This is a genomic window from Jeotgalicoccus sp. ATCC 8456 (assembly GCF_016313225.1).
Classification (GTDB): Bacteria; Bacillota; Bacilli; order Staphylococcales; family Salinicoccaceae; genus Jeotgalicoccus; species Jeotgalicoccus marinus.
Map to the genome: position 1 here is coordinate 659,877 of NZ_CP066224.1, position 18,989 is coordinate 678,865.

The 18,989-nt window shown below is 36.9% G+C and carries 14 protein-coding genes and 1 pseudogene; 1 reads left to right on the forward strand and 14 read right to left on the reverse strand.

Annotation, left to right across the window (positions count from 1 at the left end; all coding sequences use genetic code 11):
• Nucleotides 1-12: 12 nt before the first annotated feature.
• The 5 genes from JEM45_RS03395 to hflX all read right to left on the reverse strand — a co-directional run bounded on the left by JEM45_RS03395 (nt 13) and on the right by hflX (nt 7,184).
• Complete coding sequence (locus JEM45_RS03395; RefSeq protein WP_198687799.1) at nt 13-2,823, reverse strand: glycosyltransferase family 4 protein; 2,811 nt, start codon at nt 2,821-2,823, stop codon at nt 13-15.
• Between the two features lie 78 nt (nt 2,824-2,901).
• Nucleotides 2,902-3,816: an ABC transporter ATP-binding protein gene (locus JEM45_RS03400; protein ID WP_026867641.1), complete on the reverse strand. Its 915-nt coding sequence runs from the start codon at nt 3,814-3,816 to the stop codon at nt 2,902-2,904.
• A 7-nt stretch (nt 3,817-3,823) separates the two neighbouring features.
• The gene (locus tag JEM45_RS03405) at nt 3,824-4,633 is read right to left on the reverse strand and encodes an ABC transporter permease (protein ID WP_198687800.1); all 810 of its coding nucleotides are present in this window, start codon (nt 4,631-4,633) and stop codon (nt 3,824-3,826) included.
• Nucleotides 4,634-4,714: 81 nt separating this feature from the next.
• The gene (locus tag JEM45_RS03410) at nt 4,715-5,968 is read right to left on the reverse strand and encodes a methionine gamma-lyase family protein (RefSeq protein ID WP_370545397.1); all 1,254 of its coding nucleotides are present in this window, start codon (nt 5,966-5,968) and stop codon (nt 4,715-4,717) included.
• A complete protein-coding gene (gene hflX / locus JEM45_RS03415) occupies nt 5,961-7,184 on the reverse strand; it encodes a GTPase HflX (protein ID WP_198687802.1) in 1,224 nt (407 codons plus the stop codon). Before hflX ends, JEM45_RS03410 begins: the two co-directional genes overlap by 8 nt.
• Nucleotides 7,185-7,304: 120 nt before the next feature.
• On the opposite strand from hflX, the gene JEM45_RS03420 reads away from it, so the two are divergent.
• Nucleotides 7,305-7,790, forward strand: a complete 486-nt coding sequence (locus JEM45_RS03420) for a glutathione peroxidase (protein ID WP_198687803.1) — start codon at nt 7,305-7,307, stop codon at nt 7,788-7,790.
• A 57-nt stretch (nt 7,791-7,847) separates the two neighbouring features.
• On the opposite strand, the gene hfq is transcribed toward JEM45_RS03420, so the two are convergent.
• From hfq to JEM45_RS03465, 9 genes and pseudogenes are all read right to left on the reverse strand, one after another.
• Nucleotides 7,848-8,036, reverse strand: a complete 189-nt coding sequence (hfq, locus tag JEM45_RS03425) for an RNA chaperone Hfq (protein WP_026867637.1) — start codon at nt 8,034-8,036, stop codon at nt 7,848-7,850.
• Nucleotides 8,037-8,945, reverse strand: a complete 909-nt coding sequence (gene miaA, locus JEM45_RS03430) for a tRNA (adenosine(37)-N6)-dimethylallyltransferase MiaA (RefSeq protein WP_026867636.1) — start codon at nt 8,943-8,945, stop codon at nt 8,037-8,039.
• On the reverse strand, nt 8,932-9,816 hold the full coding sequence (locus JEM45_RS03435; protein ID WP_198687804.1) for an alpha/beta hydrolase: 885 nt from the start codon (nt 9,814-9,816) through the stop codon (nt 8,932-8,934). The genes miaA and JEM45_RS03435 overlap by 14 nt, the downstream gene beginning before the upstream one ends.
• 99 nt (nt 9,817-9,915) lie before the next feature.
• The gene (gene mutL, locus JEM45_RS03440; protein ID WP_198687805.1) at nt 9,916-11,751 is read right to left on the reverse strand and encodes a DNA mismatch repair endonuclease MutL; all 1,836 of its coding nucleotides are present in this window, start codon (nt 11,749-11,751) and stop codon (nt 9,916-9,918) included.
• Between the two features lie 12 nt (nt 11,752-11,763).
• Nucleotides 11,764-14,292, reverse strand: a pseudogene (mutS, locus tag JEM45_RS03445) (DNA mismatch repair protein MutS).
• A 52-nt stretch (nt 14,293-14,344) separates the two neighbouring features.
• On the reverse strand, nt 14,345-14,833 hold the full coding sequence (gene thiW, locus JEM45_RS03450) for an energy coupling factor transporter S component ThiW (protein WP_026867632.1): 489 nt from the start codon (nt 14,831-14,833) through the stop codon (nt 14,345-14,347).
• A gap of 70 nt (nt 14,834-14,903) precedes the next feature.
• Entirely contained in the window at nt 14,904-15,338 is a 435-nt protein-coding gene (locus JEM45_RS03455; protein ID WP_026867631.1) for a YlbF/YmcA family competence regulator, read from the reverse strand.
• Between the two features lie 77 nt (nt 15,339-15,415).
• On the reverse strand, nt 15,416-17,227 hold the full coding sequence (locus JEM45_RS03460) for an ABC transporter ATP-binding protein (RefSeq protein WP_198687806.1): 1,812 nt from the start codon (nt 17,225-17,227) through the stop codon (nt 15,416-15,418).
• A complete protein-coding gene (locus JEM45_RS03465; RefSeq protein WP_198687807.1) occupies nt 17,220-18,941 on the reverse strand; it encodes an ABC transporter ATP-binding protein in 1,722 nt (573 codons plus the stop codon). Before JEM45_RS03465 ends, JEM45_RS03460 begins: the two co-directional genes overlap by 8 nt.
• Nucleotides 18,942-18,989: the final 48 nt, after the last annotated feature.

Sequence of the window (18,989 nt, forward strand, 5' to 3'; positions counted from 1 at the left end):
GGCACAATTTTTTTAAGCTATCATTTCTTTGTACAAACGATCTAATCGATCGATTAATACTTGCCAATTACGATTTTCTTCAACCCACATTCTCGCTGATTCACCGATAGAGTCATTTGTTAGTACTTTGACCACCGCTTCTTTGAATGCCTCTTGATCATCTGCTTTAAAGTATACGCCGTTAACTTGATCAATCACCATTTCTTTAAGCGCATTGACATCACTGACAATCACTTTCTTAGCCATCGCCATCGCCTCATATGTCTTGATTGGCGTCACCAACTGACACACAAGCTCATCCACTCTAGGGAATGGTGCGATATCTATAACTGAATAGAAGTCCTTAACCGTTTCAAATGGAACTTTACCTATAAAGATGACATCCTCACTTAAGTGAGCCTCAAGCACTTTCTTTTGGAGCGTCGCGCGATATTGACCATCTCCAACAATTAAGAACTTAAAGCGCTTATCATAATAATCACTTTCGTTTAATTCTTTAATAGTATCAATTATCATTTCGATACCTTCATAATTAGTAATTGACCCAATAAAGCCGAATACAATACTATTTTGAAGGTTATACTGATTAACAATTGATTCTGATTTTTCTGTTGGGTAGATTTTCTCTGTGTTCACGCCGTTTTGAATTAAAGTAATTTTAGAAGCATCAATACCTTTAAAAATTAAATATTCTCTCAAGCTCTCACTAATTACAACGACCTCATCAGCGTATGAACAGCATATAACTTCGTACTCTTCTTGCATGTTAAATCTATCTGACTGATAGAATTCATGAATTTTAGATGTTTGTGTATGATGCCACATGCCTCGAACTTCATAAATTGTCTTAATACCCATCTGATTTCCTAAACGTATAGCTGGAAGGGCATTTTGGAAATTTGAAGCGGCATGAATAATTGTCGGACGCTCCGCCATGACAATCTTATAAAGTTCATCTTTGTAAGTATCGAAGTATTTTTTTAAAGGTGTTCGATTTGTTAAGTACTTATCTGAGCGATCAATATAATATATGCGATAATCCCCATCATCTAGACCGGGTTTTTCATAACTCTCATGTTCTGGAGACCAGCCAAGGCGTGTGGTCACCACTGGACGATATCCGAGTTCTTTTACTCTAGAAATAATTTCATTTGAACGAATTGTATAACCATTAATCACTGGCATTCCTTTGTTTAGTACAAAAAGTATTGTCTTGCCGTCACTATTGAATTTTGAATCTAAAGGTAAGGGCTTCGGTTGCCATTCTTTTTGCATCAGTTTATATTCTTGTTCCGCTAGATTAAATTCACCAGGATATATTCTTGAAGGAAAGTGCTTTTTCATTTCCTTTAAAAATTTATACCAAGCAGTAATATTACCGATTGCATGATTTGCTCTGATCAATGCCCTTAAAACATCTGCACTGGCAGGTTTAATCTTATACGCTTCTTGTGCATGATAGAGTGAATCATTGAATCGTTTTAAATTAAACAAGTACATTGAAAGATTAATATGTAACTTGTATTTCTTTTCCGGTAAATGGCGCTTAATTAACTGGTTTAACTTATCAGTATCATTTTCAGCAGCATAAAATCGACCGAGTATGAGGGCATGATTATATTTTTTACTTGCAGTCTTTTCTAAATAAGCAAAAAGATATGGTGGTAAATTATATAACTTATTTACCCTTTGGAGTTGTGCAATCACTGCATTATATATTCTCGCTCTAGACTTATTTGAAAAATTGTCATAGACAAAACAATCTGTATTATCATTAGTGTCTTCATCTAAAAATAGCGTTGCACTTTGAAATACAGTTTCTAAACGCTTATCTGACTTAAACAAACGAATTGCATTTGAGTCCTTAAATTGTATCTGTTGATCTATAATGAGTCTTCGTAAACTCATAATATGCTGTGCATTAAGCGGTACTTCAGGCAACAATTTTAAAATTTTATTCATTAACACTTTCGTACCTTTACCAAAGTGATAATAATTTAATAGATTTTGGAGTTGGTCAGATTTTTTGTCAGTCGAAGCTAGATTGAAATCTAATACATCGACTGCGATTGGATCTATGTATTTAAATAACTGACTATTATTGTTGATGTGATCGACAAATAAATCGTTTAATTGTTCAACTAATTCTTCTTTTTGGAAGTGATTATTAATTACTAAAACATAACCGAGATGTTTTAAATTGATATCTTCTTGATCGATCACTACTTTTAAATCGGATAACTGAACATCAGGGTCATCAATTTCTAAAACATTTTGTCTATAGTTTGTCCAAGAGTATTGGTAGAATAAATCATCTTTTTCTTCGTTATATAATTCTACCAATCGCTGTTTATTTCTACTCATACGGTTAATCATACGTTCAATCGTATCGTATTGATTTGACTTTAAGAAATTACGAACTAAGACCTCTTGCTGGTCTTTTGTTAAGTCACCGAGTACATCATGTCCAGATTCTGCAATATCTTCAACATCATCAAAACGCTTTAAATTATAATAAAGTTTGGTCTTAAAAGGTACAAGTGCCTTATTACGGTCATTTTCAACCATCTCTAAAGACCCTTTATAATCCTTCTCATGACGTAAAATAAGCGCCTTTAAATAAGCTTCATAATCATTGGCTAATCGCATACGATCAATCAAGTCAAGTAGCGTTAAGTGTCCTGACTTTCTCAAAAAGTAACTTAAACCCGGCTCTTTTTTACCAATCTTTTTAGTCAGACTTATTTTGAGTATGTGTCTAGAGACAACAGGCATATTATATTTTAATGCGAAGTATGATATAACTCCTTGAAGATATCTCATGGCAATTCTCCTATGTGTCTATCAGAAATGAACTAATATTATACCTTACAATATTTTGCTATATTTAAAAAGGCTGTTTTAATTAAAAACAGTGAATACTTGTATTAGTATACCGAGCACCATTAGTAAGAACAGCCCACTACCGACAGCAACACTCAACATATTAATCTTCTCTTTCGGTAAAACCAATCTTTGACTTTTCGCCATTTGTTCGGCAACCATCTTATCTTTATACTCAATCTGTTCATCACGTGTTAAGTTTTTATATTGACCCACAAACTCAGCATAACTTTTTACTACATCTTGCATATCTCCAAATTGTTTCATTTCTCCATATTGTACCCAAACTGCCTTATTACAAAACTGTCTAATTTGACCAGTTGCATGAGACACGAAGAATATAGTTTTACCTTGTGCTTGAAAATCTCTCATTCGGTCAATACATTTGTTAGCAAAAGTCTCATCACCAACAGACAGAGCCTCATCTACAATGAGAATGTCCGGGTCTGTATGAATAGCAATCGCAAAACCAAGTCTTGACCTCATTCCGCTAGAGTAACTCTTGATTGGTTGTTTGATGAAATCACCAAGCTCAGAAAATTTTAAGATATCATCATAACGATCATTAATATCTTTTTCAGACAGACCATGCATTAAGCATTTAATACGAATATTTTCTTCGCCTGTTAACTCATTATTTAAACCTGCACTGATTGCAATAAGTGATGTTCTTCCATTAATATGAATATTCCCTTTAGACGGTACCGTCGCTTCAGCAATTAAGTCAGACAGTGTAGTCTTACCTGAACCGTTCAAACCCAAAATACCTACTGAATCACCAGCATGTACTTCAAAATTAATATCTCTTAATGCATAGAATGGTTTAGCTTTATATAGCCAACCAAATGAAATTAAGGATAAGACTTTTTGAATTCTATTGCGATTTATATCATATATTTTTGAGACATTATCTACTTTTACTTTATACATAATTTCACCTCTACAGATAATCGACTAATCTGTCTTTATAGCGATAATGAACCTGAACTCCAACAAAGAATAAGAACAATGTAATCGACCAGAAATAGATATGGTCAGCAGCTGTACCATAAAATGCTGGTCCATCAAATATGAGCGCATTTCTGAATGTCATGAGAAGATAAGCGAATGGGTTAAAAGCCATAATTATAGACATCAATGGTGGTCTACCTTCTGGCTCCCAGAAAATTGGTGTTACAAAGAAAAACATTCTCATTACATTTGCCTGAACATTTTTAAAGTCCCTTATTAATATGTTCACTGAAGACATTATTAAACCAATACTATAACTAAAGGCAATGGTGGCAAACATAAAATAAAACCATACTAAATAATGGCTTGGTTCAGAATAACCGTTCACTAAACTGATGACTAGTACGATTAAAGTCATAATTATAAAAGAAATTACATTATTCATGACCGACATCGAAAGCAAGATAGATGAAGGGAACTTCATCTTTGTCACTAAGTTAATCTGGCTACTAATGGCATTTGATGATGCATTGACACAGCCTGATATAAAACCAAAGGCAAATATACCAGTAATCAAATAGACGAGGAAAGGTACATTCTGTACATCTCCTCTATCCCCTCTTAGTCCAAGTCCAAAGACAACATAAAATACGCCAACTTGGGCAGCTGGCATTAAAATTGTCCAAAGTAAACCAAGATAGTGGTTGGCGTATGAAGCCTTCAAGTTATATAAACTCAACTTCCAAATCAATGGCAGGTTTTCGAAGTTTTCTTTTAATAACGCAAATACATTTTTCATATGGTTTGCTCCAATTTGTAAGATCGAAGTTAATTATACTCTTAAACTATTATTGTGTCACTAGCCTTTAAAATACAAGGCCTAGAGTTGAATCATACCCTTATCGTGCATTTCATTCAGAGTCATCTCTAAAGCATATTTAACGTGTTCAATATGTAGACCACCTTGAGCATAGACTGTATATGGTGCTCGAATCGGACCATCAGCAGATAGTTCTAGTGATGCACCTTGTACAAAGGTACCTGCAGCCATGATTAGTGGGTTTTGATAACCTGGTATTTGATCTGGTATAGGTAAAAATCTTGAATTGACTGGGCTTGCTTTTTGAATCATTTGTGTGAATGTTATCATCTCTTCTTCTGTATTGAAGCTCACACTTTGGATTAGATCCGTTCTCTTATCTCTATAAGACGGTGATGCTGTCATGTTCAATTGTTCAAAGACATAAGCCATTAAGAGTGCACCGTTTACAGATTCTATAACTGCATGGGGTGCCATAAAGAATCCTTGGTACATATCTGTTAAAGCATTTAAACTCGCGCCCATTTCCTTACCGACACCTGGTACAGTTAAGCGGTAGCTTACTCTTTCAACAAGGTCTTGTCTACCTGCGACATAGCCACCCATTTTAGCTATGCCACCGCCTGGGTTTTTAATGAGGGAACCAGCGATGATATCTGCACCGACTTCAAGGGGTTCTTTACTCTCAACAAATTCACCGTAACAGTTATCTACGAAGACAATCACATTTGGATGCTTTTCTTTGATGGTTTTTATGATGGTTTCTATTTCGTTGATTGACATTGATTTACGTGCAGAATACCCTCGTGAGCGTTGAATACCAATTATTTTTGTCTGATCCGTAATTGATTTGAGAATTTTCTCTGTGTCAAACTGATCTTCTTTTAAGTCTATAGTATTGAATTTAACGCCTAATTCCATGAGACTTCCTACGTCATCTTTACTATTTCCGATGACCTTCTCTAAGGTGTCATAAGGTTGGCCAGTAATATAAAGCAGTTCATCTCCCTCTCTTAAAATACTAAGTAGCACAAGACTAATTGCATGCGTTCCTGAAATAATTTGTGTTCTTACTAAAGCATCTTCAGCCTTGAAGACATCTCTATAGATATCCTCTAACTTGTCACGCCCAGTATCGTCATAGCCATAACCCGTTGTACCATTAAAGTCTGACTCCATAACTGAATGTGTATTAAAAGCCTGCATGACCTTCTTAAAATTTTTGTAGGCTAAATCTTTGTTCTTTTTAAAATGAGGTGATAACGCTTCTTCTGCCTCATTTATGATGCTTATAATTTTTTCTTCTTTATTCACTATCTTCATCCTTAGCAATTATTCTATTTACAAAATTCCCATCTGGTTCAAAGCCGGATATCTTCACTGTTTCTTCTTCGATTTCTATATCCTTAACCACCGTTTGTCGTTTAAGATTATAAATCTTATCTTGTCTATATATTGGTACACTGACTTCATAATCACTGAAATACTTAATCATGAAGTCTTCTATATAAGACAGTAGTTCAGTTGAGTTCATATTCTTATTTACAAAGTTATAAGGCACAGGTGGTAATAATTTTTTACTGTCGTTCAGGTCGCTCTTATTAAATAAGACAAGCTGTGGAATATCCGCCATATCTAGTGACTGAATCAATTGCTCAACTGTATCATACTGACTGTTGATATCTGCAGCATTATTATCAATCACGTGTATAATAAAATCACTGTCCGCCGCTTCTTCTAGTGTCGATTTAAAACTCTCGATTAAGGTCGTCGGCAGTTTCTGAATAAATCCAACAGTATCTGAGATAATACACTGGAAACCGGATGGTAACACCATCTCACGGGTTAGTGGATCTAGTGTAGCGAAAAGCTTATTTGCCTCAAGCGCCTCTGCCTTAGTCAATTTATTGAAAAGTGTCGATTTTCCAGCATTGGTATAACCGATTAAAGACACTTTCGTCACTTGATTTTCACGACGCTTATTTCTATATCTTAGGCGGTGATTATCGATAACTTTCAATTGCCTCTTTATATCAGAGATACGTGAGTTTATGTGCCTACGGTCCGTTTCAAGTTTTGTTTCACCGGGACCTCTTGTGCCAATTCCCCCACCAAGGCGTGATAAGTTTATGCCTTCTCCTTTAAGCCTAGGAACCAAGTATTCAAGTTGAGCGAGTTCGACTTGAAGTTTACCTGACTTCGACTGCGCTCTTAAAGAAAATATATCCAAGATGACTTGGGTCCGATCGATGACACTTGTATCTAACATAGTTTCAATTGCTCTATTCTGACTAGCTAAAATTTCATCATTTACAATGCAGTAATCAAGGTCTTCATATTGCGCTACTATTTCTGCTAAAAAACCTGAACCTACATATGATTTACGATCAACCCGTTGTCTATTTTGTATATGTATACCAAGGATTTCGATACCGATAGACTCAGAAAGTTCTTTTAATTCTTTGACTTCAGCGTCAACATCCTTCGTCTGAGGTAAATTTGCTGCAATGATGATTCCGGTATGCGTCATTTCTATGACAAACACCCCCAAATTTTTTTATTAATATTACGATATCATGTTTTGCATTTATAAATAAGGCTATATTAAAGTAGTTAAGTAAGTTTCTGAATAAGAAAGGTGAATCATATAATGAAAACGACATTCTATGATCTTTCTGCAAAAGACGCAGATGAAAATATTATAAATATGCGACAGTTCGAAGGAAAGGTCGTACTTATTGTTAACACCGCAAGTGAATGCGGCTTTAATAACCAGCTTGCAGAATTAGAGAAATTATACGAAAAGTATCATGAAATTGGCTTAGAAATTCTTGCCTTCCCGTCTAATAATTTTATGAATCAAGAACCGTGTTCTGCGACAGAAGCACGTGATGAATACATGAACAATTTTGGTGCGACGTACACTGTCATGGAGAAGGTCGATGTTAAGGGTGAAAACATTCATCCATTATTCAAATTCCTAACTGAAGGAAAGTCCGGACTTATTACTAGTGCAGTTAAGTGGAACTTTACAAAATTCTTAGTCACTCGTGAAGGTGTTGTTGCGAAACGTTATGCGCCTCAAAAAGATCCTAAAGATATAGAAGAAGATATCAAACGTTATCTAGCTGGGTAAAAAATAAGCCGACTGTAAAGTTTCTCCGTAGAGATTTCACAGTCGGTTTCCCCTTTTTTAAGCACGTACAAAAGTTGAAATTGCATGCTTATATATGATTTGAATTTTCCCATCAGAATCCAGTTCTATCACATATTTGTCGAAATCATTGATCTTACCTTGCAGTTGAAAACCGTTCATTAAGAAGACGGTTAACACCTGCCCCGACTCCTTATACTCCCCTAGAAACGAATCTTGTAAATTCATCTAATTCTCCCCTTTTGTTTGTAAGAATTGATATATATCATTATAGATAATATCCGTGTTTGTCTGTGCGATATCATACCAATGAATTTCAAGCTGGTTTCTAAAATAAGTTAATTGCCTTTTAGCGTACTGTCTAGAATGTGCTTGTACACGCTCCATGACTTCAGAAATACTCGCCTCCCCTTTAAAATATGGCAAGAATTCCTTATAGCCTATTGCCTGACTCGCTGTCTTAGACATACCTTTGTCATACAATCCCCTAACCTCATTTTCAAGGCCAGCCAAAAACATTTTTTCTACACGTAAATTGATACGATCGTATATCACACTTCTCTGTGTTGTAAGTCCTATTATGAATGTATCATACTTCTCTTCTTGTGTATACGCTTTCTTTTCTGTAGTTGTTAGGTTTTCCTTTACCAGACGACGAATGATTCGCTGTCTGTTGTTGGGGTGAATATCAACATCTTGCACCATTTCACTGAGCATCTTGAATAAATTTTCAGTTGTAAATTGCTGATAGTATTGGGTGAATTTATCGATATCTTCTTTTTCTTCTTCGTTAAATTTATAGCCATCGATCAGGGCTTTAATGTAGTGACCTGTCCCACCAACAATGAAGGGTACTTTACCTCGACTCTCAATATCCTTCACTAAGTTTACCACCATTGTTTGAAAGTCAGATACTGAAAAAGTTTCATCCGGGTCTTTAATATCGATTAGGTGATGTGGAATGCCATTCATTTCATCTATAGTAATTTTTCCTGTACCGACATCCATACCTCTATAAACCTGCATGGAGTCTCCGCTGATAATTTCTGCATTAAAATGTTCTGCGATTTTTATAGATAAATCAGTTTTACCGATTGCTGTTGGACCGACAAGGATTAATAATTTACTTTTTCCCATGTAAGTATACCCAGTTGACGATTTTAGAAAAAACCGCCCCTCTATTTTCTTCAAATAGCACCTCATGACGTGCATTCGGTTCCAGTATGACGTCAACGTGATCAGATAAGCGCTTTAACCGATAGCGTATAATCTCGTAATCTCTCGCGAAATGAGAGAAGGGATCATCATTGCCGCCAATTAATAAGTATGGAATGTTTTTATATTGTCTGATGACCTTTGATGAATCCACTTGACGTATATTCGATAAAATCTCACTGAGCGCCTTCACACTCATCTTTTGACCAGCATGTGGATCTTCGTTATAGGAGATGACGTTGCTATCTTCTTTTGATAGCCATCGATTCTTATGATTCCCTTTGAAGTTAGAGTCGTAGCCAAAGAATGCTAATTTGTTGATGAGTGTCGATCTTGTTTTTGGAATTACTTTAGCGAGCACTTTTAAGAAATTTGTAGCCAGCGCATCTTTAAAAGATAACTTACTGCCTGTACCTACAATAATCGCACCGTCATATAAATCCTCAATTAACAGTCTTCTTAATATGATTGAGCCCATGGAATGACCAAGTGCGAACCTGGGTAAATCTCTCGGCATAGAACGATAGACGACCATAGCGTCGTCGATTAAATCTTCAAAAGAATCAAAGTGACCTAAATTAGATTTTTTCTCATCACTACCATGACCCCTATGGTTGTGAACAACACAATGAATATTATTTAAAGTTAAATAAGTTAAAAATTCCTTGTAGCGGTCCTTATGTTCAGCCATACCGTGTAAAATCTGAATACTCGCCTTCGGTTCAACTGGTACATAATGCGTCACGGTAATCGTCCTGCCTTTATTTTTCATTGTTTTGTTAATAATCTTCATGCACTACCCCCCTCTTAGCGGTTCTTGTTCTGTACATGCGCTTCGTTTTGGTTTCGAAGCCGGGCCAGTTCACCAAACACCATATTCCCACAATCTACCTTACTTCATCACCCGATTAAACAGTCTTTCGATCTCATAGGTCGTCATATGAATGATAACTGGGCGGCCGTGCGGACATGTGTAGGGTGATTGACACTTACCGAGTTCTTCTAACAGGGCTTCCATCTGTTTTTTATCGAGGTAGTGATTGGCTTTAATAGATTGTTTACAACTCATCATGATGGACATTTCTTCTCTATATTTGTTGATATCAAAGTGGTCAGTGTGGGATATAAAATCTATGAGGTCATTGATATCCGCTTCTGGATTATCTTTATTAATCCATGATGGATATGCTGATACTGTATATTGTTTCATGCCCGTCTTATCAATTTCAAAACCTAGATTTCTTAATTCAGTCAGTTTCTCATCTATGGTAATTACGTCGTCAAATGAAAATTCGAAGGTATATGGAATCAGTAATGGTACGCCGTCATTTTCTTTTACTACGTTTTCATAAATATATTCATATTTGATGCGTTCTTGAGCGGCGTGCTGATCCATTAAGTACATGCCGGTTTCATTTTGCATGATGATATAGGTTCCATGAAGTTGGCCGATAATTTCCAAATACGGTAGTTTTTCTTTTTCTAGCTTGTCTTCTGTATTGATATAAGTCGGTTGATCTTTTGGTTTAGTCTCGGTCGGACGCTCTTGCTTTGTTGAGGCCCGGTCACTCGTCTGTTCGATTTCTCTTTCCTTGAAGAAATTATTCTTCTTGGGTGGACTCTGATAAAGACTCGCTGATTCTTTTATGGCTTTTAAGTGGTCCTCACTAAAGTCTATCGATGACTGTTCTGGTTTTTGTTGTCTCTCTTCTTTCGACTTATGCTGAACTTCTGGAATTAACTGTGTCTCTGTTAATGCATCTTTGACAGCTTGTTCTGTTAAATCTAACAGTTCTCGTTCTTTTGATAATTTAACTTCAACCTTAGATGGGTGCACATTGACATCAAGTAATTTCGGATCCATCTTAATATCTAAAAAGACAAGCGGGTATTTATCTTTCGCTTGAAGAGTATGGTAGGCATTGATGATGCTTTGAGTGAGCTTGAAATTACGAATGTGACGGTTGTTGATTGCTATATTGATGTAATTTCGATTGGACCGAGTAATTTCTGGTCTAACTGCGTAGCCTGTAATTTCATAGTCCGGGCTCACCCCGTGTACTTCTAAGGTATTGGACGATACTTGCATACCGTACAAGATATGAATAACTTCTTTTAAGTTGCCATTACCTGTCGTTTTAAAGCGTTCCTTATCATCAAAGACTAAACGGAAACTTACACTTGGATTATTTAAAGCCATTCTTTGGACGATATCAATAATCTTACCGGCCTCAGTTCTAAGATTTTTTATATATTTTAACCGTGCAGGTGTATTGTAAAATAAATCTTCTATTTCAATTATCGTCCCCTGTCTTTCGTGCCAAACTGTATCCCTTTCATACTTCCCGGCTGAATAGACAATTTTAAAAGGTGTTGAATTTTGACTCATACTCTCTAAAGTGACCTTGGCTACAGCACCAATACTACTCAGGGCCTCTCCTCGAAAGCCTAAGGAACGTATTTCGAATAGGTCATAGCTTGTATCAAGCTTACTCGTCGCATGACGTTCAAAAAGTAAGTGTCTATCTTCATAGTCAATTCCGGATCCATTATCGATGACCTTAATAGATTCCATACCAGAGTTTTTGACCATGACTTCTATAACAGAGGCATCAGCGTCGAGTGAGTTTTCAACGATTTCTTTAACGATCGATGATGGACGCTCGACCACTTCACCTGCTGCAATCTTGTTTTGTATATCAGCAGGAAGCACGTGTATTCTACTCATTTTATATGCCTCCTATTTCAATAGTTTTTTGAATTCTGCTAGGGTATTCAATGCTTCGATTGGTGTCATTTCATTTAAGTCGATACTTTCTAATTTTTCAATTAGATCACTGTTTATATTTCTCTCTTTTTCTTCTGAATCGTCTAACGGAAGTTCAAGTTGGAAAATTGTATTGTCTGGCGCTTCTTTACTCTTATTTTCAAAACCACTCAAGTAAGATTCTGCAAGCTCTGTCACCTTATTTGGCAGTTCAGCGAGTCTTGCGACGTGAATACCATAACTTTTCTCTACTGCACCAGGCTTCACCTTGTGTAAGAAGACCAGTTTACCATCGTATTCAGTCGCTTTAACGTGTACATTTTGTAGCCCAGATAAGTCATTTTCTAAGGCTGTTAATTCGTGATAGTGCGTAGAGAATAAGGTCTTAGCTCCAATGTCATCGTGTATATACGATAGCATGGCTTGAGCGAGCGCCATACCATCATAAGTCGACGTCCCTCGGCCAATCTCATCAAAAATTAATAGAGAATCTTTAGTCGCATTTTGAAGGGCAGTATTTGCTTCCATCATTTCAATCATGAAAGTCGACTTTCCACTAGATAGGTCATCACTCGCACCAATTCTAGTATAGATTGCATCGAATATTGGAAGCACTGCTTTGTTTGCAGGTACTCTCATACCAATTTGAGCCATGATGATAATCAAAGCAACTTACCTCATATAGGTCGATTTACCTGACATGTTCGGTCCGGTAATTAGATAGATAAAGTCATCATCTGTCATGTTTAAATCATTCGGTACATAAGTACTTTCGTTTAACATGCGTTCAACAATTGGATGGCGTGCTTCAACAAGTTCTAATGTACGATCACTAGAAAATTCAGGTGCAATAAGGTGATGCTCATTTGAAACATGAGCAAATGAAATCAATGTATCTAACATTGATAAGTGTGAAGCGGTATGTTGCAAGCGATCGATGTAGGTCATCATATGATTTCTAACTTCAGTAAACATCTTATACTCAAGCATGATGCTATCATCTTCTGCAGTCAGTATTTTGCTCTCCATATCTTTAAGTTCTGGGGTAATAAACCGCTCTGCATTCGTTAATGTTTGTTTACGATTGTAAGAGAACTTATCCGCATCAAAGTTTACAGCTTGCCCTTTAGAAATTTCTAAGTAATAGCCAAAAACTTTATTAAAACCAATTTTTAGATTTTTTAAGCCAGTACGTTCTTTTTCATCTTCTAAGTAATTATTCAACCAAGTTCTCGCATTATTTGAAATGTCTCTAAGTTCATCCAATTCATCAGAGACCCCATCTTTAAAGATATTACCCTCTCGAATCGTCTTAGGTGGTTGATCTGTAAATACAGTTAAATGCTCATAGACATCTTCTAAACTATCAAAATTTCTAAATAATTGATTGTCAGTTAATGAAAGATATTCTAGAAGTGCTTTTAATTCAGGTAAGCCTTCGAGCGAGTCTCTTAATTGGACAAAGTCCTTCACATCAATATTATTAAACGATAAACGCCCGACCAAACGTTCAATATCATATACTTGATTCAATATTTTAGACAACTGTTCACGTTCAGAGAAATGGTCGATTAGAACGGTCACAATTTGTTGGCGGTTCTCAATCTCTTTTTTAGAAACGAGCGGACGTTCAATCATATTTTTTAGACGACGTTTCCCCATCGGTGTTTCGGTCTTATTTAAATACCAAAACAGTGACCCTTTTTGCTTTTTAGTCTGAATATTTTCAAGCAATTCCAAATTCGACACGGCTGCATAATTCAATCTCATATGAGCATTCAACTGGTGTTTAGTCACCGGTTTTAAATGCTCTAAATCTCTCATGTTTTGTGCACGAATATAGTTTAAGAGGAGCTGAATCGCCTCATGTTCAACGACATCATCTTCAAAGTCGTAATCCTTCTTATCAACCGCTTCAAAGACAGTATATAGCGGTGGATCACTATATATTTTACTTAGCAGGTACTCTGAACTTGAATCCACGACTAATTCACTTGCACCGATTGTCTCGATTTCACTCTTCAAATCGTCCTGGTTCGCGGTTGAGAAGGCATGGATTTCTCCCGTTGAAATATCACCGTAAGCGACCTCATATGTTTGATTCACTTCTCTGAGCGCTAAAATATAGTTACTCGCGCCGTCTTCCATTCCAAAATCATCGATTAAAGTGCCTGGCGTAATGACTCGGACGACTTCACGTTTCACCATGCCTTTAGTTTCACGCGGGTTTTCCATCTGCTCACAGATTGCGACTTTAAAACCATGGTCGATGAGTTTAGCAATGTAATTTCTTGCAGAATGATAAGGTACACCGCACATTGGCGTTGGATTGTCACTGTTTTTATCTCTTGAAGTCAGTGTGATTTCCAGCACTTTTGCTGCAGTCACTGCATCATCGTAAAACAGCTCATAAAAGTCACCTAACCTAAAGAATAATAGGCTATCGGGATGTTGGTCTTTTATCGAAAAATATTGTTTCATCATCGGCGTCAGTTCTGCCATCTATTCCACTTCCTAAGATAATCTTGTCGTATTATTATAACATGTGAAGCATTTAAAGTCGGTTTAAAACTCCACGCTTTTCGAGCGCTTTTAAGATAAAATAAGACACCGTTGCACCGATCGCACTCGACACTAAAAATGCAAGTGCAATAACGGCATATACATTAGTGTCGAGGTCTAATATCAACATCAAAGGGTACAGACTTAGAGCCCCAATGATACCTGTTCCAAGCACTTCACCTAAGGCAGTCGGTGCCAATTTTTTAGTATATCGATATAATAGGTATGCCAATAAAGCACCGATCATAGATCCGGGATAAGCAAATATTGTGCCTGTACCTAAGAGTACTCGAATTGTCGAGGACACGAAGGCTTGAACGATGACCCATGGACCTGTGAATACTGCCCCGAGTACGTTAATTAAATGTTGCATTGGTGCGGCTCTAATTACACCGAGTGGTATTGTTATAAATACACCTAAGACCACATTTAAAGCAACAAAAACAGAAGTTAAGGTTAAATTTCTCGTCAATTTATTCATTTATAAATCCCCCTTTTTTTAAGAAAAAAGCCGTAATCAACATCAGTTGGTTATCGGCTTTAAAAATTGCTTATTTAAATTGATCTTTGTTTTGGTTCGGTCTGTTTCTAACAGCAGCTCCAGTTTCACCTTGGAGCACATCTCCACCCGTTCTTTCAATCACTTCTTGAGTAACAGTTGAGCTGATCGCGTGAGACACCATTTGTAATAGTTCATTGACACCCGCTTGGGATGCTTGGAATTGTTCGACTAATGGCATGTCGTTTAACTCTTCTTCAATTTTTGCGAGCTTTTCTTCAGTCATCTTATAAGCGCGTTCCTTACCGTAGTTTTGGAAGTTAACGGCTTGTTGCTGAAGACTCTTTAAGCTTGCCATCTTTTCACGAATTTCCTGGTTTTCATGAATTTTAGCTTCTGCCTTTTGGAAAAACTCAACCTGCTCGGTTTCAGCCATCATCTTACCGAGCTTTTTTGCTTCTTCTATTATTTGTTCCTTAGTATACATGAAACGTTCCACCTTTAAGTTTATATATCACCATTATATATGAATCCTTACACGAATTAAATGTAAATCTCATGAACTTACTGATTCACCATATCGTAATATTTCCCTTTCTTTTCGAGCAAGGCTTTTTCAGTACCCGATTCAAGCATTTTACCGTGTTCAAGTACAAAGATTCGGTCAACTGCTTTTATAGTATTGAGTCTATGAGCAATAATAATACTCGTTCGCCCTTTCATCAGCCGCTCAAGTGATTCTTGGATTTTAAGCTCTGTAATCGTATCAATTGAAGATGTTGCCTCATCTAATAATAAGATTGCAGGATCGGTAATTAAAGCCCGCGCAATAGATATCAGCTGCTTTTGTCCTTCTGAAACAACACCATCATCCGAATCAAGTACAGTATCATATCCGTTATCAAGGGAGATAATGAAGTCGTGTGCATTGGCGGTCTTCGCAGCTTCTATGACTTCCTCATCTGTTGCATCTAAGCGTCCATAGCGAATATTTTCTCTGATTGTTGCCTCAAAAAGATAAGGATCTTGTAAGACAAATGCGGTACGTGAGCGTATGGCATGCCGTTTATAGTCTTTAACATTTCTACCGTCGATTAAAATTTCCCCGTTATCTGTCTCATAGAAACGGGCCAGTAACTGCATAATCGTCGTCTTCCCTGCTCCAGTGGCACCAATTAAAGCAACTGATTCACCAGCCTGAATTGAAAACGATAGATCCTTTATAGTTGGTGATTTTTGTTCTTTTAAATATGAGAATGTGACATTCTTAAATTCTATATTTCCTTCAATTTGTAAATTTTCAATCGTTCCATTATCCTTTTCTTTTGGCGTATCTATAATCTGAAAGACCCTTTCAGCACCGGCAATGGCGGATAGTACCTGGTTGAGTTGGTTGGATAGGTCAGCGAGCGGTCTTGTAAACTGTCTCGCATATTCAGCGAAGACAACAATAGTACCAACAGTAACGATACCGTTTGTCGTCAGTGCAAGAATGCCTCCAGCACCTGCAACTATAGTAAAGGATAAGTTATTTAACATATTCATTATTTTCGGTATAAAGCCAGAGTACAAGTTTGCCCAGAAAGTAACTTCTCTTAAATTTCTCGCTTTTTCTTCAAAGTTATCAATCGCTCGTTTTTCTTGAGAGAATACTTTAACGATTTCTTGACCAGAGACAATTTCTTCTATATAGCCATTAAGTTCCCCCGTACGTCTCTGTCTCATTTTAAAAATCGGACCTGTACGATTTGTAATATAGCGGACACCAATGATAAGTAAAGGAATAATTAATGCCGTTAGAAATGTCATAATTGGACTTAGGTACAACATTACCGAAAACGTGCCGAGCAAGGTCACAATACTTGTCGTAAATTGAATAAATGAAGAGTTCATTGTTTGAGACAAGGTTTCAATATCGTTTGTCATCCGACTCATCAATTCCCCGTGTTGGCGATTATCGAAAAAAGTGACTGGTAATTCCTGCATATGATCAAATAAATGTTGTCTTAAGTTATAGATTGTTCTTTGTGATAAGCCGACCATTAGGTAGGCCTGAATAAATGTTGTTAATGACAGTAAGATATAGGAAGCTAAAAGTATAATTAATACTCTAAATAGCCCATCGAATTCTCTCGGTATAAAATAAAAGTCAACAATACGGCCAACTAAAAATGGACCAACGATGCTTAAAAGACTGGTCACAACGACGAGTAGTATGATGAGGTATAATAACTTTCTTTCACCTCTCATGAACTGCCAGATTCTCAGGAGCGTCTGCCCCATATTATCTGCCCTCGTACGCTTCTGTTTTGAACCAATATCTTCCTTCTTTAAGACAGGTTCATGACCAAAAGGCTTGTTGAAAAAATTACTCATCGATGTGCCCCCCTTTCATCTGTGACTCGTTGATCTTTCCGTAGAGCGGTGACGATTTTAACAGTTCCTCGTGTGTACCTAGCCCCGCAATTTCACCGTCATCTAAAAGTAAAATACGGTCAGCATTTTTGGCTGTAGAAATCTTTTGGGTGATGACGATTCGCGTCACATTTTCATCTTTTAAGGCATCCCACAAGTTGTTTTCTGTCTTAATATCAAGTGCTGATGTTGAGTCATCTAAAATTAAAATAGCCGGCTTTCTTACCAAGGCACGTGCAATAGAGAGTCTTTGTTTTTGCCCCCCTGATAAAGTGACACCCATCTGACCCACTGGCGTATCGTAGTTATCATCAAAGCTCATTATATTATCGTGAATTTGTGCTTTCTCTGAAGAAGTCATGACCTCTTCTTCTTCAGCCTTTATGTTACCCCAAAGGAGATTATCGTAGATGCTACCTGTAAATAACATAGATCTCTGCGGCACATAACCGATTGTTTGCCTTAAGTCAGCAGTTTCCCAGTCCCTGATTTCTTTATCATTGACATAGACTTTCCCGTCTGTCGGGTCATACATATTTGGAATCAAGCTAATCAAAGTGGACTTACCTGAACCTGTCCCGCCCATGATGACAAAGTTTTCGTTGTCGTATATTTCAAATGATATGTTCTTAAGTACATATCGCGAGGCGTTTGGATATTTGAATGATACATTTTCAAACTTAACGTAACCTTCTTCTTCACTCTCTTTATACGTCTGTTCTCCATCTATTGAAATTGGTGAATGAAGGACTTCACTTATTCTGTCACTTGACGCCTTAGCACGAGATGTCGCGATAATTAAAAAGGCAAACATTGAGAATCCACCCTGCATTCTTAAGGCGTAGTTAATGATGGCTACAATCTCACCGACAGCAACAGCGTTATCTTGTAGAATGTCAGATGCCACCCATAAGACCAGTAGTAAACTGCCGTTCATGATTAAAAGTAAGACCGGTAATATCGATTCCATCAATCGTAAAGCATAAGTCGTGTCTGTCTTTAACTTGGTTGCGACCTTGGCGAATTTATTTGCTTCGAATTTCCCTCTGTCGTTGGCCTTTATCAGCCTAACAGCTTCTAAATTTTGCTGAATAAAACGGTTAATTCTATCAAGCCAGTGCTGCACTCTTAAAAATACTTTTGCCCCTTTTCTCGCAGTAATGAATAAGAATACCGCAAGGACTGGCGTTAGAATTGATAGATAAAAACCAAGTGTCGGATTGACTACAAATGACATGACCAAGGAACCAATAACGAGCAGTGGTGCCCTAAGTAATATACGTAAACTCATGTACAAGAGCATTTCTGTTTGAAGGACATCTTGTGTGAGTCGTGTAATCAAGCTTGAAGTTGGAAATTTCGAGAATGTTGCTAAAGTAAAGTGCTGGACTCTAGTAAAAATTGCCATTCTTAAATCATAACCAAACATATTGGTTAAATGACTAGTGAAATATGTATTCAGAATCCCTGATATAAAGGCAATCAGCGATACTGCAAACATCACAATTAAATAAAATATGACGTTATCTAAATCATTGGCAAGTATCCCCTGGTCGATGACTTGCTGAATAAACAGTGGCTGAATTAATTCAACAATCAGTTCAATAAACATAAACACTAAAGCAACGATAATCAGCCATTTATATTTCGTTGCATAACGGTAGACAGTTAACATACACACGCACCCCTTGTTTCAATCCCACATACTTATTTCGAAAACCGA